We start from the raw sequence: 23,760 nt of genomic DNA, 5'->3' as shown, positions 1-23,760 counted from the left end.
TCGGTCGGCATTGCTGCCGGTGGTGCCGCTGCACGGGCGGCACGGGTCCGGGGGCCCCGGACCCTGCCGCTCGCGCTGGACAGCTGACCGGCCCGGTCAGTTCACCACGATCGTCCGGATGCTGCGGGCGGGCAGCTGCGCGTTGAACGCTCCGTTCGACAGGGTGACGTCGTTGTAGCGCGCGAGGTTCGCGCTCGCGTTCGTCAGCCAGGTCGGGGCGGTCGCGGAACCGGTGTCCCGGACGGTGAACGAGAGGTCGGCCGCCGCGGTGTTCTTGTTGATGGCGACGATGACGATCCGGGATCCGCTCTTGTACGCCGAGATGTAGACGTTCGCCTGCGGGTTCGCGGTCGCGGTGATCCGCGAGTAGCCGGGCCGCACCCACTTCGCGAAGTGCGCCATGCAGGCTCCGCGCTTGCTGATCTGGCCGTCTTCGCGCATCGGGCCGTAACTGCGGCGGATGTACCACCACACGTAGGTCTGGAACCGGCCGTCCACCAGCGCGCGGTGGATGTGCTCGCCCACGTCGAGCGCCTGCGGCCACAGGTCGGCCGAGTCGGTGCTGTTGGGGTAGTAGACCTCCGTCATCCACAGCTCCTTGCCGCCGCCCTTCTGCTGGAAGAGCGGGTAGGGCAGGTCCGCGAACGAGGTGCCGTAGAGGTGCGCGCCGATGATGTCCACATTGGCCAGTGCGGCCGGATCGTTCAGGATCGGATCGGACATGCTCTTGCGGTACTGGAACGACTCGGGCGCGATGACCCGGGTGGTCAGCGAGCCGGCGTTCTCGCGCAGGAACCGGACGATCTCCGCGGCGGTCCACGCCGTCCAGTCGTGCGCGTAGTCCGGCTCGTTCTGGACCGAGATCCCGTACAGGTCCACGCCGTTGTTCTTCATGAACGCGGTGAAGTCGTTCAGGTGCTGCGCATACGCGCCGTAGGAGCCGTACTTGAGCCTCTTGCCGCCGGAGAAGCTCTCGGTCATCGAGGCGGGCGGGTTCCACGGCGAGGCCATCACCTTGGCCCCGAGCTCGCTCGCCCGCCTGGCCGTGGCGACCTCGCGGCTCCAGTTGTTGCGGTCCTCGTGGACGGGGATGCGCAACACGGTGAACCCCAGCTGGTTCGTGCCGTTGCCGAAGGCCGTCTCGCGCTGGGCGGCGGTGAGGTCGCTGATCCAGACGGTGTGGTTCATCCCGCCGAAGCCCAGGATCGTCTGCTGCACGTTCGACGGCTCGACGACCACCGCGGTGGCCGCCGCGGCCGGGGTCGCGGCCGCCGCCAGCACCGGCAGGGCGGCACCCGCCGCCAGCACTGTCCGCCGGCGCAGGAGCGGCGAACCGGCGATCTCGGACGGGTCTCGACGTGCTGTCATGGCATCTCCCTGGATTCGACCGGCAAACAGCCTGGGAGCGCTCCCAAAACAGTCTTAACAGTGCCGTATTCCCAGGTCAAGGTAACTTTCAGTCGAATAAGTCGACCGCCGGAATACCCTCAGCCGCGGACGGCTTCGTACACCCCCGCGATCATCCCGACCATCGGCACCAGCGACAGCAGCACCAGGAACTCCGTCACGTCCAGCAGCCGCGACCAGTACGGCGAACGCAGTCTCCGCGCCACCCGGGTCGCGTACACCAGGCAGACGACGGCCGCCAGGACGACCACGCAGCCCGCCGCGAACACCGCCGTGCGGTGACCCGAAGCCACCAGCCACACCCCGGCGCACACCAGGGCCGGCACGCCGAACCCGGCCAGGACCAGCCGCTGGGCGCGGCCCGCGTACGAGCGGGACCGCAGGATCCACGCCACGCCCAGCAAGGCCGCCAGGCCCGCTTCCCAGGGACCGCCCGAAGAAAGCACGACCGAAGCCGCCAGCACCACCAGGCCGAGCGCCACCAGCAAGCCCGTCAGCACGGCCTGGGCGCGGGACGTCCGGCCGATCATCTCCGTGCCCAGCGACGGCTGCTCGTCCGCGCGGAACGCCGCCATGTCGTCCGGCACCCGCGGCAGCGGCAGCCGGGCCAGCCGCAGCGCCAGCATCGGCGCCACCGCCGCCAGGGCCGTGCCCAGCACCGCGACCACCGCCGCGGCCGACACCGGGGAAACCCCCGAAAGCAGCACGACCCCGGACGTCACCGCGCCCAAACCCGCCGCGCCGGTGATCGCCACGAACCACGGCAGGCGATCCGCCACGGAGACCGCCGCCAGCACGCCGTACACCGTCACCGCCGCCAGACCCGCCGCGAGCGGGCCCGCCGACAACGAGAACAACGGATGCGGGGGCAGCACCGACATCCCCGCCAGCAACGCCACTCCCACGCCGGCCAGCGATCCCGCCGCGCCCGCCTCGGCGTCGCCGTAGGCGCGGCTCAGCGCGCCGCCACCGAGCAGCAGGACCAGGGCCAGGAGCCCGGTGCCGATCGGGGCCAGGACGCTGCCCGACGCCGCCGCCTGCACCAGCAGGCCGCCGGCCAGCAGCAGCACGACCGCCGCGACCAGCCCGGACCGCCGCGCGACCGACGGGCCCCAGCCGCCGTCGGCATCGGCGACGCTGGCGATCGAATCGACGACGTCGTCGAACAGCAGCGGACCCCGCGGGCGCTCCCGCGGGGTCAGGTGCAGCACTTCGCCGTCCCGGATCTGGGCCGCGGCGACGCTGAGTCCCAAGGCCAGTGGCGCGCCGCCCAGCCTCGAGAGCACCCAGCCCGGGTGCTCGGCGGACGCCTGCCCGGACGCGCCGGCCAGCCGCACGAGCTGCGGCACCAGCTCCGCGAACGTCGACTGCTGCGGCAGCGCGACGTCGACGCGGGCCCGCGGCGTGACCACCGTGACCCGCCGGGTCGTGCCGGTGAGAGCGGTGCTCATGCCGCCTCCGCGGGAAAGAGAACGTCGGCGGGCGTCATCACACGTCTTTCGCGGCCGCGATGACCGGGGCGAACTTCGCGCTCGAGGCCTCGGCGAGCTTCTGCAGCCCGGCGTTCACCGCCTCGAGGACGATCTCCGAGAGGTTGCGCGCGTCGTACTCGCGGATCGCGCGCGGGTCGATGTCGATCGACGTGAAGCGGCCGTCGCCGCGGAGGGTCACGGTGACCTCGTTCTGCCGCGAGTGCGCCTTGATCTCCATCGCCTCGACCGTGCGCTGGATCCGCTGGACCTCTTCGGTCTGCTTGCGCACCTGGGACAGGAGCTCGTCCATGTCGGGCACCGCGTACGGCTCGGTCACTGTGCTTTCCCTTCGTGCTGGCGGACGTGGACGCCGGCCACGAACCGCTGGAAACCGGGTGAGAGCCGCCGGGCGGTCGCGGGCGCGGCCGTGCAGGCGAGCTCGAGCACCAGGCGGTCCGCCGGCGTGGCGCCGGGGACCGTCAGGTGCACCTGGGTCTGGATGAGCTCGGTGCCTTCGCCGGTGCGCAGCCGCAGCAGCTGCATGACGGCGGGCGCGGCCGGGTCGCCGACGTCCCGGCGGCTCAGCACGTCGAGCCCGGCCAGCGTCCGCGAAAGCCGCTCGACGGCTTCGGCGGCGATGGCGTCGATCGTGGCGTCGTCCGGCCGCTGCTGCACGCTCACCGTGATGTTCGGCGTGAACTCCTCGCCCGGCACCGGGTGCACGGCGACGAACACCGCGCCCGAGTCGCCCGGGTCGACGGCGGTCCAGCCGTCCGGGATGACGAGGTCGAGGGGAAGCGTCATCACAGCCCCACGTACGCGACGGCGTCGTCCCAAGCGGAGCCGACGGCGTCGGCCGCGTCCGAAGCCGCGTGGCTGACGGCGTCGACGGCCGCGCCGCCGTACTCGCCGACCGTGTGGCCCAGCTTCGGCAGGTCGATGTCGATCTTCGCGCCGACCCCGAGGCCCAGGCCCAGCGCCGCGCCCGCCTTGAAGTTCACCTTGAGGTGCCCGGCGTCGTACACGGCCTGGGCGTCGAGCTGCGCGCCGAGCCCGTACTGCAGCGTGCCGTTCGCGCCGACGCCGATGCCGGCGACGTCCGCGGCGACCTCGCCCTCGACCTTCCCGCCCACGAACGCGTTCGCGTGCCCGCCGACCCCGTGCGCGCCGATCGTGCCGGACGCGCTCACCTCGCCGCCGGCGAACACCGTGCCCTTCGCGTGGGCTTCGGCGACGCCCCACGCCTTCTTGGCTTCGGCCTCGCCGTGCAGCGCCGCGAGTTCCGCGTGCCCGGCCGCGGAGGCGTCCCAGCCCTTCGACGTGACCTTCCCGTCGTAGCCGGGGGAAAAGCCGTCCTGCTCGTGCTGGAACTTGTAGTAGGTGATCTCGGTGTTGCGGGCGAGCCTGTCCTTGACACCCGAAGCTTCCGGCTGCCCGAACGGCGTGTCCGCCTTCTTCGGCGCGCGGGTGCCTTCGAGGCCGTCCCAGGTGAGCTTCTTCCAGCCGGAGTTGCCGAACCACGACGGCACGGTCCGCGGCCGCTTCCGGCCGTCGAGGGGCTCGCCGTTGAGCCAGTGCAGCGGCCCGCGCGCCCACTTGCCGAGCTCGTGCTCGAGCCGTCCGACGCCTTCGGGCGGGAACAGCTCGGCGAGCGCGTCGGAGAACTCGTCGACGACCTGGCGGGCGGCCGCGACGCTCTGCTCCCCGAGCTGCCGCGCGGCCTGGACGAACGCGCCGACCGAGGCGGAGTTCACCGCGCGGGCCTGGGCGGTCAGCTGGGCGGCGTAGGAGTCGAACTGCGCGAGCACCGAGTCCACCGCGGCCCCCGCGAACTGCACCAGCCGGGCCGCGGTGCCGAGCCGGTTCGCCTGGTCGCCGAGCTTCGCGGCGGCTTCGGCGACCTCCTTGCCGAGCTCGCCCGCGGCCGTCGCGAACGCCGTGTAGGCGTCGCCGTCCCAGTCCGCGTGCAGGGTCTTGGCGGACTCGTCGATCTCCCGCGCCTTGCCCGAGACGACCGCCGCCCGGCTCGCGACGCGCTGCGAGGCGGCGCTCAGCGCCCCGGGATCGCCGGTGACGCGCCGTCGGCACTCGACCAGCACGCGCCGGTACCCGGACAGCACGGAGCCGACCACCCCCGACGCGTCGACCACCCCCGAGCCCGCCACCGGCTAGTTCCCGGCCGCGTCGTAGCCGACGTGCTGGCTGAAGTGCTTGCCGTTGTAGTCCAGATCGATGTCGAGGTCGAAGTCCTGGCCGCTCGGAGCCTCCACAGTGGACTCACCGGTGGTCAGGTTGGTGTGGATGACGACCTCGTCGGCGTGCCCGGCCGCCGGGGCCGGCAGCGGGGCCGGAGCGGGCACCGAGGCCGGGGCGGGCGTGGGGATCGAGGGCGGCGTCACCGGGTGGTCGACGGGGATCCAGCTGTTCGCGGGCGTGGCCGCGCCGCTGGAACCGCCGCCGGTGGCGAGCGCGGGCGGGGTGTAGTCGGTGAACGAAGGCTGCTGCGGGATCCCCCCGCCGCTCCCGCCCGCCACCGCCTGCTGCCCCGACGGGCTCGCCACCGGCGGCGGGGTCTGCGGGGCCGTGACCGGGGTGCTCCCGATCGACGGCGCCGTCGCGCCCGAGCTGCCGGAGCCGTGGTGGAAGAGCTTCTCGATCTCGCCGATGACCTGCGCGAGCGTGGTGACCTGCTGGGCCAGGTCCACCGCGCCGAGCGCCTTGAGCAGCGCGCCGATCGCGGTGATGAACGCCCGCAGCGACGCGCTCGTCGCGGTCGACAAAGCGACCGCGGCGCCGTAGGTCCACCAGTTCGACATCAGCGCGGCGACCGTGGGGTTCACCGCGGACACGACCGCGCGGTAGGCCTCCTGCGCGGTCTTGATCAGCGTGCCGGAGACGCCGAGCAGCTCGGCGCCCTTCTGGACGACGTCGATGATCTTCGTCAGCTGGTTCAGCGAGTCGCTGATCTTCTTCAGCGCCGACTCGCTCGCCGCCCCCGACCAGATCCTGCCCAGCTGGTCGGCGGCCTTGGTCAGCTCGTTGTACATGGACAGGAACTGCTCGGCCTTGCGGACCAGGTCCGTCACGTGCTTCGCGATCTGCTCCGGCCGGCCGGTGACGATCTGCGGCAGGATGGTGATCGGCCCGCCCGAGGACGCGGTCGCGTCCATCGCGCTGGAGTTCGGGAAAGTCAGCATCTGTCCTCACAGAGTCCTTGGGGCGGCGGAGTTCGGGGGGCGGACGATCAGACGACGGAGGCGGGCCGGTAGACGCTGACCCTCGCCAGCCCGCCGGTGCGGGCGTCGAGCAGCCCGTGGTTGTACAGGCGGCCGCCGTCGCCGGCGACGCCGATGACCGGCTGGCGGTCGGAGAACAGCAGCGGCTCCACGACCACGACGTCCCCGCTGTGCACGCCGCCGGGCACGTCGGAGAACGTCCGCGCGGTGCCCGCGTAAACCTCGATCAGCCCGACCCGCGCCTGGTTGTCGGCGTCCCCGGCGAGCCAGTCGTTGAAGTCGGCGACGCCGTGGAAGCGCGTGTCGGTGATCGGGTGGTCGCCGAGCCGGCCGAGCCGCGCGTCCCCCAGGTAGCGCAGCACGTTCCCGACCGACGACGGCTCGCCGCGGGCGCCCGCGCTGTCGTTGATGGCCAGGGTGGCCAGCTCCGACGCGTGCGAGCTGCCCCAGATCGAGGACGCGCTGCCGCCGGAGGCGTGCCCGCCGCCGTAGCCGGAGGCGACGTCCTGGTCGGCGGCCTGGTAGGCGTCGGCGCTGGCCTTGACGAGCCCGTTGATCTGCTGCAGCAGCTGCAGCAGGGTGCGCACGGCGGTGATCTGGCCGGAGTGCAGGGCCGCGTTGGCGGCGGCCACCGAGCTGCCGAACGTCGCGAACGACATCGGCTGGACGACGAGCCGTTCGAGGTCGGCCACGGCGTTGATGCCGTGGGCGATGATGCCCCCGACGTTGCCCACGGCGGAGCGCATCGCCTCGGGCTCAGCCCGGTACTCGCCGGCCATGGGTCTCCTTCCGGGTGGCTTGCTGGCCCGAGCGTAGGTTCGGCCCCGGAAGCGGGCGGACGGCAAAAGTACCCACCGTGCGCGCGCGGCGAGTGGCCAAAATACCGGTCAGAGCCGCCCCGATCCGCTGGAGCATTGCCGCATGAGCCTCTCGCCCGAGCGCCCGTCCGAGATCGTGCTGCAGTCGCCGCCGATGCTCCCGAAGAGCTCGTCCGGCGGCATGGTCCAGCTGATGATGTTCCTGCCGATGATGCTCGGCATGGGCGCGATGTCGTTCGTCTACATCGGACGCGACGGCGGCGTGATGACGTGGATCTTCGGCGCCCTGTTCCTCTGCGCCATGGGCGGCATGGTGGTGATGTCGCTCGGGCGCGGCGGCATGGCGAAGAAGGCGCAGATCAACGACGAGCGCCGCGACTACCAGCGGTACCTGTCCGGGCTGCGCACCCAGGTCCGCGACATCGCCGACGGCCAGCGCGCGGCCATGATCGCCGTCCAGCCCGACCCGGCCGACCTCTGGGCCTACGTCGAGACCGGGAAGCTGTGGGACCGGCGGCGCGGTGAGCCGCAGTTCGGGCAGGTGCGCGCGGGCACCGGCCCGCAGCGGCTCGCGACGCCGTTGAAGGCGCCGCAGACCGTGCCACTGGAAGACCTGGACCCGGTGTCCTCCACCAGCCTCAAGTACTTCATCCGCACCTACTCGACGGTGGACGGGCTGCCGGTCGCGCTGTCGCTGCGGTCGTTCGCCGCGGTCACCGTGGCCGGGCGGCGGCCGGACGTGCTCGGCCTGGTGCGGGCCCTGCTGTGCCAGCTCGTCACCTTCCACTCCCCCGCGGACCTGCGGATCGCGGTCTGCGTGTCGCCGGACCGGCAGCACGACTGGGAATGGGCGAAGTGGCTGCCGCACGCGACGGCGGCGGGCGCGGCCGACGCCGTCGGCTCGCGGCGGCTGGCCGCCGACACCGCGGCCGCCCTGGCCGAGCTGCTGGGCGCCGACCTCGGCGAACGTCCCGCGTTCAGCCGCCGCGCGGCCGCCGAGCTCGACCTGCCCCACCTCGTGGTCGTCGTCGACGGCGGCAACGCCCACGGCGAGCCGCGGCTGATCGGCCAGGACGGCCGGCTCGGCGTCACGGTGCTCGAGGTCGGGCAGGACCACCCGCGGGCGTCGTCGACCGAGAAGCTGCTGAGCCTGCACACCGCGCCGGAGTCCCTCGGCATGGTCGTCGGCGAGGGCGGCGAGCAGCGGCTCGGGTTCCTCGGCCGCCCGGACGTCCTCGACCGCGGCGCCGCGGAAGCGCTGGCCAGGATGCTGACGCCGTTGCACACGCCCGCCGCGGTCGTCGGCGACAAACCGATGTCCACGACGTTCGGGCTGGCCGGGCTGCTCGGCATCGGCGACCCGCGCGACACCGACCCCACCGTGACCTGGGCGCCGCGGCCGGCCCGCGACCGGCTGCGGATCCCGCTGGGCGTCAACCCGGAAGGCCGTCCGGTCGAGCTGGACCTCAAGGAGTCGGCCGAAGGCGGGATGGGCCCGCACGGCCTGGTCATCGGCGCGACCGGGTCCGGCAAGAGCGAGCTGCTGCGGACGCTGGTGACGGCGCTGGCCGTGACGCACAGCTCGGAGACGCTCAACCTGGCGCTCATCGACTTCAAGGGCGGCGCGACCTTCGCCGGGATGACCGGGCTGCCGCACACGTGCGCCGTCATCACCAACCTGTCCGACGACCTCGCGCTGGTCGACCGCATGGCCGACGCGCTCAACGGCGAGCTGCTGCGGCGGCAGGAACTGCTGCACGCGGCCGGGAACTACGCGTCGGTGCGCGACTACGAGAAGGCGCGCTCGGACGGCGCGCCCCTGGACCCGCTGCCGTCGCTGCTGGTGATCATCGACGAGTTCAGCGAGCTGCTGTCCTCGCGCCCGGAGTTCATCGACCTGTTCGTCGCGATCGGCAGGCTCGGCCGCTCGCTGGGTATCCACCTGCTGCTGGCCTCGCAGCGGCTGGAGGAGGGCCGGCTGCGCGGGCTCGACTCGCACCTGTCGTACCGGATCGGGCTGCGGACGTTCTCCGCCGCGGAAAGCCGGGCCGTGCTGGGCGTCGCGGACGCCTACCACCTGCCGCCGGTGCCGGGTTCGGCCTACCTGAAGTCCGACACCGAAACGCTGGTCCGGCTCAAGGCGGCCTACGTCTCCGGGGAACTGCCGCCGCGGAGCACGGTCGTGCGCGAGGACGGGCAGGAACTCGGGGTGCTGCCGTTTTCCCTGGCGCCGGTGGAAATCCCGGTGACGACCGAGGTGGCCGCCGCGCCGGAAACCGAGGGCACCGGCGAGACGATCATCGGCGCGATGCTGTCGCGCCTGGAGGGCCGGGGCCCGGCGGCGCACCAGATCTGGCTGCCGCCGCTGGCCGAACCGCCGACGCTGGACCAGCTGCTGCCCCCGCTCGGCGAGGACGCCGCGCGCGGCCTGTGCCCGCTCGGCTGGGGCGGCAACGGGAAGCTGACGATCCCGGTGGCGCTGGTGGACAAGCCGTTCGAGCAGCGCCGCGACCTGCTGTGGGCCGACTTCTCGGGCGCGGGCGGGCACGCGCTGATCGTCGGCGCGCCGCAGAGCGGCAAGTCGACGCTGATGAAGGACATCGCGGGCATGCTCGCGCTGACGCACACGCCGGCCGAGGTCCAGTTCTTCGTGCTCGACATGGGCGGTGGCGCGCTGGCGCCGATCGCCGGGCTGCCGCACGTGTCGGGGTACGCCACCCGCCGGGACGCCCAGCGCTGCCGCCGGGTCGTCGCCGAGCTGACGACGTTGCTGGAGCAGCGCGAGGAGTTCTTCGCCGCCCAGGGCATCGAGTCGATGGCGGCGTTCCGCGCCCGCCGGGCGGAGTTCACCGAGAGCACGGACGAGCGCGAGTTCGGCGACGTGTTCCTGTTCGTGGACAACTGGACCACGATCCGCCAGGAGTACGAGCAGCTGGAGGAGCAGATCACCGGGCTGGCCGCGCGCGGGCTCGGCTTCGGCATCCACGTGATCGTCTCGCTCAACCAGTGGATCGGCGTCCGCGCCCAGCTGCGCGACGCGATCGGGACGCGGTTCGAGCTGCGCCTGGGCGACCCGATGGACTCCTCCATCGACCGCAAGGTGGCGGCCAACGTCCCCGCCGACCGCCCGGGCCGCGGCATCACCGCGGAGAAGCTGCACTTCCTGGCGGCGCTGCCCCGCATCGACGCCGACCAGCGCCCGGAGACGGCCGGCGCGGGCGGCGTCGACCTGGTGCGGCGGATCTCCGAAGCGTGGCGGGGACCGCGTGCCCCGCAGGTCCGGCTGCTGCCGCCGGAAGTCCCCCTCGACACGCTGCCCGCGGCGCCCACCCGGCAGGTCACCCTGGGCATCGCGGAATCGACGTTGCGCCCGGTGTACCTGGACTTCGCGGCGGACCCGCACTTCGTGGCCTTCGGCGACGTGGAGTCGGGCAAGAGTTCCCTGCTGCGTGCGCTGGCCCAGGGCATCACCTCGGCGTACACCCCGGAGGAGGCGGCGATCATCGTCGCGGACTACCGCCGGGGCCTCCTGGGCGCGGTGGCCGAGCCGCACCTGCTGGGCTACGCGGGCGCGGAGGGCAAGCTGACGGACCTGATCGCGGAGTGCGCCCAGGCGATGCGCAACCGCCTGCCGGGACCGTCGGTGACGCCGGAGCAGCTGCGGAACCGCTCCTGGTGGCGCGGCCCGGAGCTGTTCGTGCTGGTGGACGACTACGAGCTGGTGGCGACGGTGGGGCGGAACCCGCTGCAGCCGTTGCTGGAGTTCCTGCCCCAGGCTCGGGACATCGGCCTGCACCTGGTGATCGTCCGCGGCTCCGGCGGCGCGGGGCGCGCGTTGTTCGAGCCGGTGCTGCAGCGGCTGCGGGAGCTGGGCTCACCGGGGCTGATCATGTCCGGGACGAAGGACGAAGGGGCGCTGCTGGCGGACGTCAAGCCGTCACCGCAGCCGCCGGGCCGGGGAACGCTCGTTTCGCGGCGGCACGGGACCGGGCTGGTCCAGGTGGCGTGGACGAAACCGGTGGAGTCCTAGCTGTGATGTCCGGGGACGTTGTCTCGGGTTGGGGCGGTGACGACCTGTCGTACTGACAGGTGAAGCCTCCGGTTGTGAAGTGGAGCTGTCTAGGAACCACATCACCGACCGGAGGCCTTCGTGTCCCACCCTAACGCCACCCTGACCCCACGCGAGCAAGGCTGGACCTACACCGAAGCGGCGACCATGTTCATGGTCACCGCCAAAACGGCCCGCAAGTGGGCCGACCGCTACCGCGCCGAAGGCGCAGCCGGGATGACCGACCGCAGCAGCCGCCCGCATCACAGCCCGAACGCACGCCGGCCCCGATGGTGCGGCAGATCGTGCGATTGCGGTGGCGCAAGCGGCTGGGCCCGGTACAGATCGGCGGCCGGCTCGGCATCCCCGCCTCGACCGTGCACGCAGTATTGACCCGCTGCCGGGTCAACCGCCTCTCCCGCATCGACCGAAGGCAAAAGAACAGATCAGCCACCTCCCGGCGCACCGGAACCTGGAGCACCGACCGACACGCCCGCACCGGCACCGCCTTCGTGCACACCGTCATCGACGACCACTCCCGCATCGCCTACGCCGAAATCTGCCCCGACGAGAAAGCCGGCACCGCCGTCGGCGTCCTCCACCGGGCGGTCGCCTGGTTCGCCGGCCACGGCGTCACGGTCGAACGCGTGCTCTCGGACAACGGTGCCTGTTATCGCTCGTCGGCCTGGCGCGAGGCATGCACAGAGCTGGGCATCACCCCGAAACGGACCCGGCCCTACCGGCCGCAGACCAACGGCAAATCGAACGCTTCCACCGCACCCTGGCCGACGGCTGGGCCTACGCCCGCTTCTACCCGTCGGAAACCCTGCGCCGGGCCGCACTACCGGGCTGGCTGCACTTCTACAATCACCACCGACCCCACAGCTCAACCGGCGACAAACCACCCATCACCCGGCTGACCAACCTTCCCGGACACCACACCTAGCCGTCCCGGGGAAGTAACTCCAGCAGGCCCCGCACGCGCACGAGAAGCTCCACGTCGGTGACGTCGCCCGGCTCGCGCTGGGCGGGATCGATCGGGTAGTCCTCCAGCAGGAAGAACACCTCGCCGAGGACCCACCCCATGGTGCCCCGCACCCGCTCGCCGTGCTCGTCCGCCCGACGGCGAGCCGCGTACCAGCGCCTGGCGAACTCCGAGCCGGGCAGGTCCCCCCGGACCAGCGACGCCATGACGGCGAGCTGCTCGGCGACCCCCGAACCGGGCGCCACCTCGGCCGGGGACCGCCACGCGTGCGCACCCGGCGGGAACCGCCCGGCCACGGCGAGCAGCCCGGGACGGGTCAGCCGCCGGGCCACCCGGGCGAACCGCACCCGGGCTTCGTCGGCCCCGTCCGGCAGGGCGCCACGGAGGAACCGGGGGGTGCCCGCGACCAAGGCGTACCCGAGTCCGGTGTCCAGCACCGCCCCGGACAGATCCGCCACGGCGAGCAGGACCGGTCCGGCGCCGATCACTCCGGGCACCAGCCGGTCGTCCAAGGGTCGATTCACCGGCGCCCGGCCGTGCCGGCACTCGAGCACCTCCCGCGCACCCACGGCCCGGCCGCCGGCCCGCAGGAGGCCGAGCAGCGGACCGTCCACACCGGACAGTGCCACGACCGGGGCCGAGCGGCTCATCGCACCGGCCCGGTCGTCTCCGCGGCGAAGTGGTAGTAGCAGACCGCCCGGTGCTTGCCCTGGTCCCAGCTCGCCGACGTCGGCGTCACGACCTGGACCCGGACGCCGGGAACCGGGCGCCCGCCGGCTTCGCAGCGGGCCAGGGCCGTCCGGTAGACGTCGAGGATGTCGGGCATCGGGCCCTCGCCCAGCGGCAGCACCGCGAACGCCTCACCGGTGTGCCCGGCCGTGCACGGCCGCCGGAACACGTCGGTCTCGCCCGAGACCGCCGGGGCCCAGAAGCAGTCACCGGCGGCGAGGTCGAGGCCGTGCGCGACACCGTCGGGCAGCCGTTCCTGGGCGGTGTGCCGCTGCTGCCACCACGCCGTCCCGGTGCCGATTTCGTACGCGAGCACGCCCATCCAGGCAGTGAAGGCCACCAGCCCGCAGACCACGAGCACCAGCCCCCGCTGCCGCTGCTTCCTGATCCGCGAGATCGCGATGGCGCCGAACACCGGCGCGAGCAGCCCGCCGAGCAGCCCCGACACGAGCGTCGCGACGGCGTACCGGCTGATCGGCTGGCTGCGCAGCTCGGTCCGCATCAGCTCGTCGAAGAGCTCAGGATCGTGCTGTGGTGCTGACATGTCTTCCCCTCCGCCCCGGCACGGGGAAGCCTAGACCGGATCCACCCAGGACTTCGCGACCTTTTCCGCTTTCGCGGCGGCACGGGACCGGCTCCCGGTCACATCGACGCGGCGAGCGCGTCCCGCGCCTCGAACAGGTCACGCTGGGCTTCGTCCGACGGCTCCATCACCACGCCCGCCCGCTCGAGGAGCACCAGGCAGACCACCACGAACCCGCGGGCCGGTCGCCGCCGTGAGCAGCCTGCTGACCTGTGCTGGGTGGCCGGGCCGGCGGCGGTCAGCACCTTCTGCGCCGCGACCCGGTCCTCGACCTCCCGCATCCGCGCCGGCCCCGTGGCCACGAACGCCCGGACGTCGTCGTCACTGCCGCACAGCGCGGCTTCGGCGGCCCGGGACACGATCGGCCCGCCGGTCCGCAGCAACGCCACGAGGCGCTGCCGGTCGGTGGACGGCGGAGGCTCCGCGGCCCGGGCTCCCGCCCGGCCATGCCCAGCCGCGTCTCATGGTGTTCCCGCCCTCTTCTCGCAACGTTCGCCGCTCAGGGCAATACGGAAAGGACCGGCCGCCAGCCCGACACGGTGGCCGCGAGCTCCCGGTCGGTGAGGTGCTCTCGCAGGTCGAGCGCGAGCCGGATGAGCTGCTTGAGGTGCCGCAGCCGCAGCACCTCGGCCCGCTCCAGCTCCGGCCGGCGCGGACCGAGCCGCTCCGCCTCCGCCAGCCGGTCCGGGGTGACCACGCCGGCGACCTGCCGGACGACCCGGTCGGCGGCGAGCGGGGACTCCGGCAGCGGAAGACCCGACGCGGCGAGCGCGAAGGCCAGCCCGAGACGCCGGGTCAGCACTTCGTGCCCGCTCATCAGCTCCCGTTCCTCGAGGAAGGCGAGCAGTTCGTCGGCCGCGCGGAGGAACCGGTCGGCTTCGGCCGCGGACAGGTCCTCCACGGCGTCTTCCGGGTACCGGAGCTCCCGCACCAGTGGCATGGTCAGCGCCTGCACCACGCCCAGCCACGCGCTTTCCCCGGCGCCCTCCGGCAACCGGCCGCCGGCCTGCCACCAGGCGAAGCGTTCCCGCAACGGCAGCGGGTTCAGGTCCGCGACGTCCACGATCATCAGAAGTGGATCCCCAGCTGCCCGAACGCTTCCATGCCCAGCCGCCGGATCGGCTCCCAGAGTTCCTGGTTGTCGCCGACGAAGTGGCCACTGCGGCTGGAGATCTCGAGGCCGAAGTACCCGGTCTCGGCCGAGCCGGCGATGGTCGCCTCACCGGCCGCGCGCACCGACTGCCCGCCGCTGAGGACGGCGTGCGAGATCTCCACTCCTTGGACCGTGTGCGGCATCACGACGAGGCTACCGTCCTCCAGGATCGCCCACTTGATCTGACCTTCCAGGTCCGCGCGGGCGAGGACCGCGTCCAGCTCGGCCCGGACCGGCTTGACGTTGACGCGGGCGGCGTCCGCCAGCTCCCTCGGAGGTCGCCCGGCAGCTTGTTCGGCAACGGCGTGCACGTGTTGTGCACCAGGAGCCCGCGGGGCGAAACGTCTTCCCCTCCGCCCCGGCACGGGGAAGCCTAGACCGGATCCGCCCAGGACTTCGCGACCTTTTCCGCTTTCGCGGCGGCACGGGACCGGGCTGGTCCAGGTGGCGTGGACGAAACCGGTGGAGCGCTGACGGGAAGCCGGCCCCGCCCGGTGCAGCGGGACCGGCTCCCGGTCACATCGACGACGCCAGGGCGTCCCGGGCCTCGAACAGCTCCGGGTGGGCCGCCCGCTCCGGAGCCAGGTCGATGCCGCAGCGGTCCAGGACGACCAGGCTGATCACCAGGAACCCGCGGGCGAGTTCCGCGTACACCCGGTTCGCGAGCACCGAACTGCCGAGCAGCGCGCGGACGAACTGCGCGAACACCGGGGGGTTCACGTAGTAGTAGTCACTCGCCATCGCGGTGAGCCCGGTGGCCTGGGACCCGGTGTCGACGTCTCCGGCCAGCACGTCCACCATGGTCGTGAACAGCTTCCCGATCCGGAGCGCGGGACTCCAGACGACCTCGCCGTCCACGTCGAAGATGTAGCTCATTCAGAAGAACTCCAGGTAGACGGTGACGCCCGGGTGGGCGGTGCGGAATTGGCTCACCGCGGCTTCGATCGACTCGCGCAGCTGCACCTCCACCCCGGGAACGGTCATCCGCAAGCCGATCGGGGCGTTACGGTACGCGGACAGTTCCGGGCTGATCGCCCGAGCCTCCAGGTACGAGTTGAGCTTGCCGGTCACCTGCTTGTCCACCCAGTCGTCGACGTTCCCGGCCCAGGTGGCGCTCTTCTCCTCCCACAGCACGCCGCCTTCGACGTGGTCGATGTCGGTGATCTTCCGGCCGTTGTTGGGTACCTTCGGGTCGAAGACGTCGACGTTCTTGTTTCCTTCGAGCGGCCCTTTGTTCTGGATCAGCTTGCCGATGTCGTCGGCCGCGCCCTCGATGCCGTCCATCGCCATCTTGAGGCCGCCGATGATCCCGGCGATGCCGCCGGCGATTTCCGGACCGCCGGTGAACACGCAGGCGATCACGCCGCCGAGGAAGCCGATGGCGCCGCCGGGGATGGCCCCGACACCGCCTTCCGGCAGCCCGAGCAGTGCTCCCGCCGCGGTGGCCCCGGCGATCTCCTCGCCGCAGGTGGCCGCCCCACCGGCGACCGCGCTCGCGCCGGCCAGCGCCAGCCCGATCCCGCCGCCGATCTCCAGCAGGTGCGCGATCAGCGCCAGCAGCTCCCCGGCGTGGTCGCGCACGAAGTCGAGGGTGCCCCGGGCCATCGCGTCGATCATCGCCAGCAGCTGGTCCGCCGCGTCCCGCAGCGCGGCCAGCTCCGGCCGGTCCTGCGCCCCGGCCGCGGCCTGGTCACGCAGTTTCTGCACCTCGTCGCGCATGTCGGTCACGGCCTGGCGGGTCGCTTCTTCCCGCTGCTTCTCCACCGCCGCGTTCTGCGCGGCCGCGGCGGCCTCCGCGGCCTCGGCCGCGGACTTGCCGGCGGCGATCGCGTCGGCCAGCGCCTGCGCCGCCGACGCACGGGCCTGCGCCGCGTACTGAGACGCCAGCGCGGCCGACTGGGCGGCGTGCGCGGCCGAGTTCTTGGCCGCCTGTGCGCTGCCCTGGGCCGCCGCGGCCGCGTCACGAGCTTGCTTGGCCGACAGCGCCGCGGCCGCCGCCGACTTGCTCGCCTCGTCGGCGGACGCCTTGGCCTGGGCGGCGAACTGCGCGGCCTGATCCGCGGACGCCTTGGCCGCGTCGGCCCATTGCCGTGCCTCGTCCGCGGCTCCGCGGGCGGTCGCCGCGTACTGGGCGGCCAGGGCCGCGTTCTGCTTGGCCAGTGCGGCCGACTGTGCCGCGTCGGCGACGTAGCCGTTGATCTGGGCAACGTGCTCGGCGGCGTCCGCGTCCCGCAACGCGGCCGAGAACTGACCGGTGGCCAGGAACTTCTTCACGTACGACCAAGGCCCGGACAGCGCCGCGTTGGCCTCCGCGCGGACCTCCGGACCACCGGCGTCGAGGATCTTCTGGACGGCGACCCGGTCGTCGTCCTGGGCCGCGAGGTAGCGGCCGGTGGCCAGGAACGCGCGGACGTCGTCGACGGTGCCGGACAAGGCGCGGTTCGCCGCGTCGCGGGTGATCGGCCCGCCCGTGTTGAGGATCCGCTGGACGGCGACGCGGTCGTCGTCGTCCTTGTGCGGATAAGCCCGGGTCCGCAGGAATTCCTTGACCTGGTCGTAGGACCCGGCGTTGGCCGTGCGGGCGGCGTCGCGCTGGGCGGGGATCGTGGTCGTGCCGGCGATGATGTCGACGCTCAGCCGATCGTCCTGTTCGAGGGCGACGGCCAGCCCGGCGCGGGCGAAGGCGAGGACCTGCGCGTCGGAGCCGCCGAGCGCCTCGGAGGCGGCGTGCCGCACCTTCGGCCCGCCGTTGTGCCACAGCACGGCCGCACCTCGGCGGCCGTCGGCGACCGCTGTGGCGGGCGCGGTGGCCGGATCGGCCGCCTCGGCCAGCAGCCGCTGGGTGGCCGCGTCGACCTGTTCGGCGGTGCCTGCCGTCCACCGCGGGGTGCTCACCTGGTCCGCTTCGGCTTGCTTGGCGTCCTGCGCGTCGCGCGTCGCCTGGGACTGCTGCTCCGCGAGGCGCTCGGCGTCCGCTCGGCGGGCCAGCTCGGCCGTGCTCTTCGCCTGGTCGGCCGCCGCCTGGGCACTGTCCGCTTCGTTCTTCGCCTCGTTGGCCGCGGCCTGGGCCCGGTCCGCCGCGCCGGCGGCCTCGCCGGCGTGCTGCGCGGCTTCGTCGGCGGCCGCCGCGGCGGCGTCGGCGTGCGCGGCGGCGTCCGTCGCGGCCTGCCTGGCCTGGCCGGCGGCGGCCGCGGCGTCATTGGCGAGCGCGGTCGCCACGCCGGCGGCGCGCTTGGCTTCGTCGGCGTTGCGCTGCGCCCGGTTGGCCGCGGCCGCGGCCTCCGCGGAGCTGGCGCCCGCCTTCTGGGCCCAGCCACCCGCGTCCCGAGACGCCTGGGCGGCGGCCGCGGCATCCCCGGCGGCCGCCGCGGCGGCCGATGCCGCCACGGAGACCTGCCGGACCGCCTCGACGGCCTGGGCGACGGCGTCCGCGGCGGTCCGCGCCCCGATGGCCGCGTCACGCGCCTTTTGGGCGGCGTCGCGGGCGGCGTCGGCCTGCCCGCGGTCGGTCGCGGCCGCCGCGGCGGCGTTGCGGGCTCGCGCGGCCGCCTGGCCCGCCATCGAAGCGGCCCACGCCGCCTGGCCGGCCGCGTGCGAGGCCTCGCGCGCGGCGCTCGCGGCCGCGGCGGCCGCGTTGATCGCCTTCTGAGCGGCCTGGGCGGCCCGGTTCGCGGCGTCCGCCGCACGGCCGGCGGCACTCGCGGCCTGCGCGGCCGAGTTCTGCGCCTGCTGGGTCTCCTCGGCCGCCTTCTGGGCCGCGGCCCTGGCCGCCGCGGCGGCGGCCACCGCTTGGTCGGACGCGTCCTTCGCGGCTTGCGTCTGCACGGCCGAACGGGCCTGCGCGCTCTTGGCCAGATCGGCGAGCGCGCTCACCGACAGCGTTTCCGCGTCCCGCTGCGTCGCCACCTGGTAGCCGGTACGGAGAAACTCGCGAACGCTCTCGATGGTCGCCGAGAGCGCCTGGTTCGCCGCCTTCTTGACCGCCGGGCCGCCGTTGGTGAGCAGCACCTGCACGGCGATCCGGTCGTCGGCGTCCTGGGCCTGCTGCCAGCCGGTGCCGAGGAAAGCCAGCTGGTCGTCGGTGGTGCCGTTCAACGCGGTGTTCGCCGCGGCCTTCACCCGCGGTCCGGTCGCCGCCGAGAGCAGCCTGCTGACCTGGATGCGGACGTCGTCCCGCCACGGCTGCCGCCAGCCGGCGGTGAGGAACGTCCGGACGTCGGCGATGCTGCCGCTGAGCGCGCTGTTGGCGGCGTACCGGGTCGCCGGGCCACCGGCGGTGAGCATCTTCTGGACCGCCACGCGGTCCTCGACCTGCTGCATCTGCGCGAGCCCCGAGGTGACGAACGCGTGCACGTCGTCATCGGTACCGCACAGGGCCGCTTCCGCCGCTCGCGAAACGACCGGGCCCCCGGTGCGCAGCAACGCGACCAGCTGCTGCCGTTCGGTGGGCGCGGGCGGATCGTCGGCGGAAGCGGCGGGCGCCAAGCCCACTGTGAGTGCCACGGCGGCGAGCAGCCCCACCGCGTCCCGGGCCCCGCCGGGCCATGACCATCTGCGTCTCATCGGTCGTCGCATCCTTTCCGGGAATCAACCGCCGAAGGGCTTCACCGGTCGGCGCGAAAGGCAGCCCGGATTGATTCCCGGCAAGAATCGCGACCCCTCCCGCCCCCGAAAAAGACTAGCGACCCGCGGACGCGATCAGCAAGGTTCTGACGGGAGAATGGGGCCGGGAAATCACCGTGCGGCGGTTCCCCGGCCGGCATCCGTCACTCAGCGGCCGCGAGGAACATCCGGACCAGACGGAAGAACTCGGCGATCCGCGCCTCTTCGCCGGCGTCCGGGCTCACCTGGCCGGCGACGACCCGGCTCACCTGGTACGCCCAGGTGAGATTCGGGCCGTCGCCGCCGTGGCGGGACAACCATTCCCGGAAACCCCGCAGTAAATCGAATCCGGTGGCGGCGTCGAAACCGCCGAAGAAGGCGATCGCCTGCTCCAGGGTCCGGATTTCGTAGGCTCCCGGCCGCCGCATCACATCGGCGATCCGGCCGGCCGTGTCCAACGCTTTCATCCTCCCGGTACCGGTGTGAAGTCGAGGTACTCACCGTACTTGAAATTGTTCCGGTATTCCTCGAGCGAAAGCCCGTACCGACCGGTCGTGGCGTCGTACACCCGGCCGTCCTTGACGAGGACGTCGTGATAGGCCCACCCGGACTCGTACCAGACCTCGGGGTGGTCGAGGTCACGGATCTCGCCGACCGACGGCGCGTTGTAGCGGTCGGTGATCCGGTACACGTCGCCGCCGATCTTCTGCTGGATCTCCCGCGCGGTCTGCGTGCAGGTGTTCGTGTGGCACACCTCGGCGACCGACTTCGGCACCCAGCTCTCGCCGAGGTCGTCGAGGCAGTTGTTGTGCACCAGCAGGTGCGCACTCGTGACGAAGTAGTCGTGGTCACCCTCGACTTTGAAGTTGTAGACCGTGACCGGGGCGTTCGCGGGCTCCGTGGCGGTGACCTCCGGCGCGCCGCCGTCCAGGCTTTGCACCCGGTCGTGGACGCGGAGCTCGTCGGCGTGCACCCAGCCCCGCTCCGGTACCCAGAAGGGGTGTTCCCGGGTCACCTGCACACTGGTCGCCCCGAAGTGGACGATGACGAGCGCCCGCGCGTCGTGCTCGAAGGTCCGGACCACCTTCCGCAGCCGGGTCCCGCCGCCGGCGGTGTCCTTCGCCCAGACCAGGTCGCTCGGCCGGATCCGCTCGATCGGCCGGTCACCGTCCGCGGTGGCCACCAGCGTCCCGGCCGGGAAGCAGTTGACCTTGGCCTCCGCGATCACCGACCGGCCGCGGTCGAGGATCTTCTTGAAACTCGCGGTCTCTTCGAAGTACTTGCCGATGGTCGAGATGACCCGCCAGAGCGCCTTGCCGACGTCGTAGGCCTTGAGCACGGCCAGCCCGAGCGAGGCGATGTCGATCGCGCCCATCAGGCAGTTGACGAGGTTCGGGTCCTTGACGCACGACTTGATCCCGCCGATGAAGAGGTCGACGAGGATCTGACCGCCGTTTTCGATGATCCAGTCGATCAGGTTCTGCTCGGCGCCCCCCATCGCCCGCTTGTACTGGTCGACCAGGTCCTGCCCGCCCGCGGCACGCAACGCCGCCTCGTCTTCGGCGCTGAGCGGCCCCGACTGCTGCGGTCCGCTCGCCTGCCGGCGCTGCTCCTCTTCGTTCTGCCGGTCCGCGGCGAACTTCGCGGCCTCCGTGGCGGCCTGGGCGGCGTCCGCGGCGTCCTTGCCCGCTTGAACCGCGACGGTGCGGGCACGCTCGGCGTATTCCTGCGCCGAACTCGCGGCCGTGCTCGCCCGGGTGGCCGACGCCCGGGCTTGAACGGCCGAGTTGGCGGCGTTCCTGGCCGCCTGCTGGGCACTCTGCGCCGCGTTCCGCGCCTGCCGGGCCGACTGCGCCGCCTGTTCGGCGGACTGCTGGGCCTGGTTCGCCGACTCGTTGGCCTGGTCGGCGTAGGTCTTGGCCAGGCCCGCTTGCCGGTCCGCCTCGGCCGCGGCCGCGGCGGCTTCCTGCGCCGCGTTGTGCGCCCGCGCGGCCGCCGCGGCCGCCAAGGCCGCGTCGGCCTGAGCCCGTGCGGCGATACTGGCCGCCTCGGTCACGTAGCGGTGCACGTCGGCGGCGTGCGTGGTCGTGTCGATGTCGCGTTGTTCCGCTTTGTACCGCTCGGTGTCGAGGAAGTTCCTCAGGTACGACACGGGACCGGCCAATGCGGTTTCGGCCGCGGCCTTGACCTCGGGGCCGCCGTTCGTCAGCGCCTGCGTCACCGCGATCCGGTCGTCGTGCTCGGCCGCGACGTACTGACCGGTGCGCAGGAACTCCGCGACATCGTCGGCGGTGCCGCTGAGCGCCCGGTTGGCGGCCTCCTTGGTGGCCGGGCCGCCGGTGTTGAGGATGAGCTGCGCGGCGACGCGGTCGTCGTCCGCCTTCCCCGGATAGGCCCGGGTGCTCAGGAAGTCGGTGACCGCCGTGGCCGGTCCGGCGAACGCCGTCAGCGCCGCCTGCTTGAACCGGGTGTTGGTCGTCTCGTCCGCGAGCGCGACGACGCTGGCGCGGTTGTCCTGCTGGGTCGCGGTGGCGAGTCCGCTGCGCACGAATTCGCGCATCCCCGCCTCGTCCTTCGCCAGGACCGAAGCCGCCGCGGCCCGGGTCCACGGGCCGCCGGTGTCCAGCAGCTGGACCGCCGCCTTGCGGATGTCCAGGACCACCGTTTCCGGGGCCGTGGCGGGGTTCGCCGCCTCGTCCAGCAGGCGCTGCGTTTCCGCCGCCCGCTTCGCCGCCTCGCCGGCCTTCCACTCGCCCGACGCCTTGCGGGTGTCTTCGGCCTCCTTCGCCGCTTCGGCGTCCGCGATCGCCTGGTCCTTCTGGGCGGCCAAGCGCGCCGCGTCCGCGTCGCGGGACGTCTTCTCCAGCGCGGCCGCCTGGTTCGCCGCCGTCGTCGCCGTGTCCGCCGACAACTTGGCCGAGGCCGCGTACCTCCCCGCCGCTTCCGCGTCCTTCTTCGCCTGGTCCGCCGCGGCGGCCGCCTGGTCGGCCGCCAGCGCGGCCGCGTCCGCGTGGGCTGCCGAGTTGTTCGCCGCGTCGCGGGCCTGGCGAGCCGCCGTCGCGGCCTGGCCGGCCAGCGACTCGGCCGCGTTCGCCGCCCGGTTCGCGCGGGCCGCCGCGGCGCGGGCCGTGGCCGCCGCCTGCTCGGCCTGGCCGGCGTTCGCGCCCGCCGAGCGCGCGTATCCCGCCGCCTCGCTCGCCGCCGAAGCCGCCGCGTCCGCGTTCGAGCTCGCGCTCCGGGCCGCACCCGCGGCCCGGCCCGACGCATCCGCCGCCTGGCCCGCCGCGTTCGCCGCGTCCGCCGCCGCGCGTGCCCCGGCCGCCACGTTCCGCGCGTCCACCGCGGCCTGCCGCGCTTCGGCGGCGTGCGCCCCGTCCGCCGCCGCGGCCGACGCCGCCGAGTACGCCCGCGAACACGCCTGCTCCGCCAGCGAAGCCGCCGTCGCGGCCTGCGCCGCCGCGTTCGCCGCCACTCGCGACGCCCGGTTCGCCTCGGCCGCGGCACCGATCGCGGTCTTGGCCGCGTCGGCCGCGCCACGGGCCGCATTGGCGGCCCGCGCCGCCGCGCCCGCCGCTTGCACCGACGAATCCCGCGCCGCCTGCGTTTCGGCGGCCGCCCGCTGCGCGGCTTCCTTGGCCCGTTGCGCCGCCGCGATCGCCCGGTCGGCCGCGTCCTGCGCCTGCTTGGTCTGCGCCGCCGCCTGCGCGCCCGCGTCCCGCGCCAGGTCGGCCAGGTGCGCGACGGTGGCGGTTTCCTGATCACGTTCGGCCGCGAGGGCGTAGCCGGTCTCGAGGAACGCCTGGATGTCCTCGACCGTGCCGCTCAACGCCCGCTGCGCGGCCTTTTTGACCTCGGGCCCGCCGGTCGTCGCCAGCTGGCTGACCTTGATCCGGTCGTCGTCGTTCTGGGCCTGCTGCCGTCCGGAGTCGAGGAACTTCTGGACGTCGGCTTCGGTCCCGCTCAGCGCGGCCTGGCCGGCCACCTGCACCCAGTGGCCGCCGGTCGTGATGTACCGCGACACCTGCGCGCGGTTGTCGTCGCGCCACGGCTGCTGCCAGCCCGTCACGAGGAAGCTGTGCACGTCGGTCGCGGAACCGCTCAACGCCGCCTGCGCGGCCCGGCGCACCCCGGGGCCGGCCACGGTCAGCAGCTGGCTGACCTTGATCCGGTCGTCGTGCTCGGCCGCGACGGCCCTGCCCGTGGTCAAGAACGTGTGGACCTCGTCGTCCGAGCCCACCAGCGCCGCGGCCGCCGCGTCCTTCGTCGCCGGTCCCCCGGCCTGCCACAAGGCGACGACCTGCGCGCGTTCGGCCACGCCGGCCGGTTCCGCCGCCCGCGCGGGCACCGCCACCGCGCCCGAAGCCACCGCGGCCACCAAGGTGACCACGGCGGAGGCACGCGCCCTCCCTGCGATCGCTCTCCTGATCCGCACCTCGTCAGCCCTCCCGTGCGCACGACGTATCCGGTCGCCACAGGGGGACGCGCACGGGCGGGAAACCACACCGGTTCCCGTGCGCACGAAAATAAGAGAGGGCTTTCGCCCTTGCCCCGCCCTGGATCCTCCCCCCAAAGCGGTCGAAAAGTAGCAGAAGAAGGGAACCGCCCGGAAGCCGCATTCGGGTGATCCACATGACCATCGACGACGACGCCGGCTTGCCGGACATTTGTTGACTTGGCGCCAGGGCTGTGATTAGAGTCCGATTCGCGTCCGCTCGGGGTCGGCCGCA

17 protein-coding genes and 1 pseudogene are annotated in these 23,760 nt (G+C 73.1%); 2 read left to right on the top strand and 16 right to left on the bottom strand.

Going from position 1 to position 23,760, the window contains the following annotated elements; genetic code table 11:
* Window positions 1-96 precede the first annotated feature (96 nt).
* From DV20_RS17890 to DV20_RS17860, 7 genes are all read right to left on the bottom strand, one after another.
* Complete coding sequence (locus DV20_RS17890) at window positions 97-1,368, bottom strand: glycoside hydrolase (RefSeq protein ID WP_043781651.1); 1,272 nt, start codon at window positions 1,366-1,368, stop codon at window positions 97-99.
* Between the two features lie 119 nt (window positions 1,369-1,487).
* The gene (gene eccD, locus DV20_RS17885; protein ID WP_043781650.1) at window positions 1,488-2,858 is read right to left on the bottom strand and encodes a type VII secretion integral membrane protein EccD; all 1,371 of its coding nucleotides are present in this window, start codon (window positions 2,856-2,858) and stop codon (window positions 1,488-1,490) included.
* 37 nt (window positions 2,859-2,895) lie between these two features.
* A complete protein-coding gene (locus tag DV20_RS17880; protein ID WP_043781649.1) occupies window positions 2,896-3,216 on the bottom strand; it encodes a YbaB/EbfC family nucleoid-associated protein in 321 nt (106 codons plus the stop codon).
* Window positions 3,213-3,683, bottom strand: coding sequence for a DEAD/DEAH box helicase family protein (locus tag DV20_RS17875; protein ID WP_200876455.1), 471 nt, complete (start codon window positions 3,681-3,683; stop codon window positions 3,213-3,215). The genes DV20_RS17880 and DV20_RS17875 overlap by 4 nt, the downstream gene beginning before the upstream one ends.
* A complete protein-coding gene (locus DV20_RS17870; RefSeq protein ID WP_043781645.1) occupies window positions 3,683-5,044 on the bottom strand; it encodes a WXG100 family type VII secretion target in 1,362 nt (453 codons plus the stop codon). The genes DV20_RS17875 and DV20_RS17870 overlap by 1 nt, the downstream gene beginning before the upstream one ends.
* Before the next feature lie 3 nt (window positions 5,045-5,047).
* The gene (locus DV20_RS17865) at window positions 5,048-6,076 is read right to left on the bottom strand and encodes a WXG100 family type VII secretion target (protein ID WP_043781644.1); all 1,029 of its coding nucleotides are present in this window, start codon (window positions 6,074-6,076) and stop codon (window positions 5,048-5,050) included.
* Window positions 6,077-6,123: 47 nt separating this feature from the next.
* On the bottom strand, window positions 6,124-6,894 hold the full coding sequence (locus tag DV20_RS17860) for a WXG100 family type VII secretion target (RefSeq protein WP_043781643.1): 771 nt from the start codon (window positions 6,892-6,894) through the stop codon (window positions 6,124-6,126).
* A 142-nt stretch (window positions 6,895-7,036) separates the two neighbouring features.
* Here DV20_RS17860 and DV20_RS17855 point away from each other — a divergent pair, with 142 nt between their 5' ends.
* Window positions 7,037-10,963 (top strand): type VII secretion protein EccC, encoded by a 3,927-nt coding sequence (locus DV20_RS17855; protein WP_043781640.1) that lies wholly within the window; start codon window positions 7,037-7,039, stop codon window positions 10,961-10,963.
* Window positions 10,964-11,083: 120 nt separating this feature from the next.
* Window positions 11,084-11,927 (top strand): annotated as a pseudogene (locus DV20_RS44065) (IS481 family transposase).
* Here the strand turns inward: DV20_RS44065 and DV20_RS17850 are convergent.
* The 9 genes from DV20_RS17850 to DV20_RS17810 all read right to left on the bottom strand — a co-directional run bounded on the left by DV20_RS17850 (window position 11,924) and on the right by DV20_RS17810 (window position 23,420).
* Window positions 11,924-12,616, bottom strand: a complete 693-nt coding sequence (locus DV20_RS17850) for a hypothetical protein (RefSeq protein ID WP_051736037.1) — start codon at window positions 12,614-12,616, stop codon at window positions 11,924-11,926. The pseudogene DV20_RS44065 and the gene DV20_RS17850 overlap by 4 nt on opposite strands.
* Window positions 12,613-13,239, bottom strand: coding sequence for a septum formation family protein (locus DV20_RS17845; RefSeq protein WP_235190865.1), 627 nt, complete (start codon window positions 13,237-13,239; stop codon window positions 12,613-12,615). Before DV20_RS17845 ends, DV20_RS17850 begins: the two co-directional genes overlap by 4 nt.
* 98 nt (window positions 13,240-13,337) lie before the next feature.
* Entirely contained in the window at window positions 13,338-13,667 is a 330-nt protein-coding gene (locus DV20_RS17840; protein ID WP_043781637.1) for an ALF repeat-containing protein, read from the bottom strand.
* 110 nt (window positions 13,668-13,777) lie between these two features.
* Window positions 13,778-14,347, bottom strand: coding sequence for a hypothetical protein (locus tag DV20_RS17835; RefSeq protein WP_043781635.1), 570 nt, complete (start codon window positions 14,345-14,347; stop codon window positions 13,778-13,780).
* Window positions 14,347-14,742, bottom strand: a complete 396-nt coding sequence (locus DV20_RS17830) for a hypothetical protein (RefSeq protein WP_043781632.1) — start codon at window positions 14,740-14,742, stop codon at window positions 14,347-14,349. Before DV20_RS17830 ends, DV20_RS17835 begins: the two co-directional genes overlap by 1 nt.
* Window positions 14,743-14,947: 205 nt before the next feature.
* Window positions 14,948-15,307: a DUF6086 family protein gene (locus DV20_RS17825; RefSeq protein WP_043781628.1), complete on the bottom strand. Its 360-nt coding sequence runs from the start codon at window positions 15,305-15,307 to the stop codon at window positions 14,948-14,950.
* Complete coding sequence (locus tag DV20_RS17820) at window positions 15,308-18,994, bottom strand: ALF repeat-containing protein (RefSeq protein WP_160169737.1); 3,687 nt, start codon at window positions 18,992-18,994, stop codon at window positions 15,308-15,310.
* A 203-nt stretch (window positions 18,995-19,197) separates the two neighbouring features.
* Window positions 19,198-19,500: a hypothetical protein gene (locus DV20_RS17815; protein WP_152603734.1), complete on the bottom strand. Its 303-nt coding sequence runs from the start codon at window positions 19,498-19,500 to the stop codon at window positions 19,198-19,200.
* Window positions 19,497-23,420, bottom strand: coding sequence for a polymorphic toxin-type HINT domain-containing protein (locus DV20_RS17810; protein ID WP_051736034.1), 3,924 nt, complete (start codon window positions 23,418-23,420; stop codon window positions 19,497-19,499). Before DV20_RS17810 ends, DV20_RS17815 begins: the two co-directional genes overlap by 4 nt.
* Window positions 23,421-23,760: the final 340 nt, after the last annotated feature.

The organism is Amycolatopsis rifamycinica (genome assembly GCF_000695625.1).
Classification (GTDB): domain Bacteria; phylum Actinomycetota; class Actinomycetes; order Mycobacteriales; family Pseudonocardiaceae; genus Amycolatopsis; species Amycolatopsis rifamycinica.
Note: the sequence above shows the minus strand (reverse complement) of the source record. Positions and strands in the feature narration are given on the sequence as shown.

Excerpts from the sequence above, each read along its gene's own strand:
- DV20_RS17890 (WP_043781651.1), bottom strand. The coding sequence starts at position 1,368 with ATGACAGCACGTCGAGACCCGTCCGAGATCGCCGGTTCGCCGCTCCTG.
- eccD (WP_043781650.1), bottom strand. The coding sequence starts at position 2,858 with ATGAGCACCGCTCTCACCGGCACGACCCGGCGGGTCACGGTGGTCACG.
- DV20_RS17875 (WP_200876455.1), bottom strand. The coding sequence starts at position 3,683 with ATGACGCTTCCCCTCGACCTCGTCATCCCGGACGGCTGGACCGCCGTC.
- DV20_RS17865 (WP_043781644.1), bottom strand. The coding sequence starts at position 6,076 with ATGCTGACTTTCCCGAACTCCAGCGCGATGGACGCGACCGCGTCCTCG.
- DV20_RS17860 (WP_043781643.1), bottom strand. The coding sequence starts at position 6,894 with ATGGCCGGCGAGTACCGGGCTGAGCCCGAGGCGATGCGCTCCGCCGTG.
- DV20_RS17855 (WP_043781640.1), top strand. The coding sequence starts at position 7,037 with ATGAGCCTCTCGCCCGAGCGCCCGTCCGAGATCGTGCTGCAGTCGCCG.
- DV20_RS17850 (WP_051736037.1), bottom strand. The coding sequence starts at position 12,616 with ATGAGCCGCTCGGCCCCGGTCGTGGCACTGTCCGGTGTGGACGGTCCG.
- DV20_RS17845 (WP_235190865.1), bottom strand. The coding sequence starts at position 13,239 with ATGTCAGCACCACAGCACGATCCTGAGCTCTTCGACGAGCTGATGCGG.
- DV20_RS17835 (WP_043781635.1), bottom strand. The coding sequence starts at position 14,347 with ATGATCGTGGACGTCGCGGACCTGAACCCGCTGCCGTTGCGGGAACGC.
- DV20_RS17825 (WP_043781628.1), bottom strand. The coding sequence starts at position 15,307 with ATGAGCTACATCTTCGACGTGGACGGCGAGGTCGTCTGGAGTCCCGCG.
- DV20_RS17820 (WP_160169737.1), bottom strand. The coding sequence starts at position 18,994 with ATGAGACGCAGATGGTCATGGCCCGGCGGGGCCCGGGACGCGGTGGGG.
- DV20_RS17815 (WP_152603734.1), bottom strand. The coding sequence starts at position 19,500 with ATGAAAGCGTTGGACACGGCCGGCCGGATCGCCGATGTGATGCGGCGG.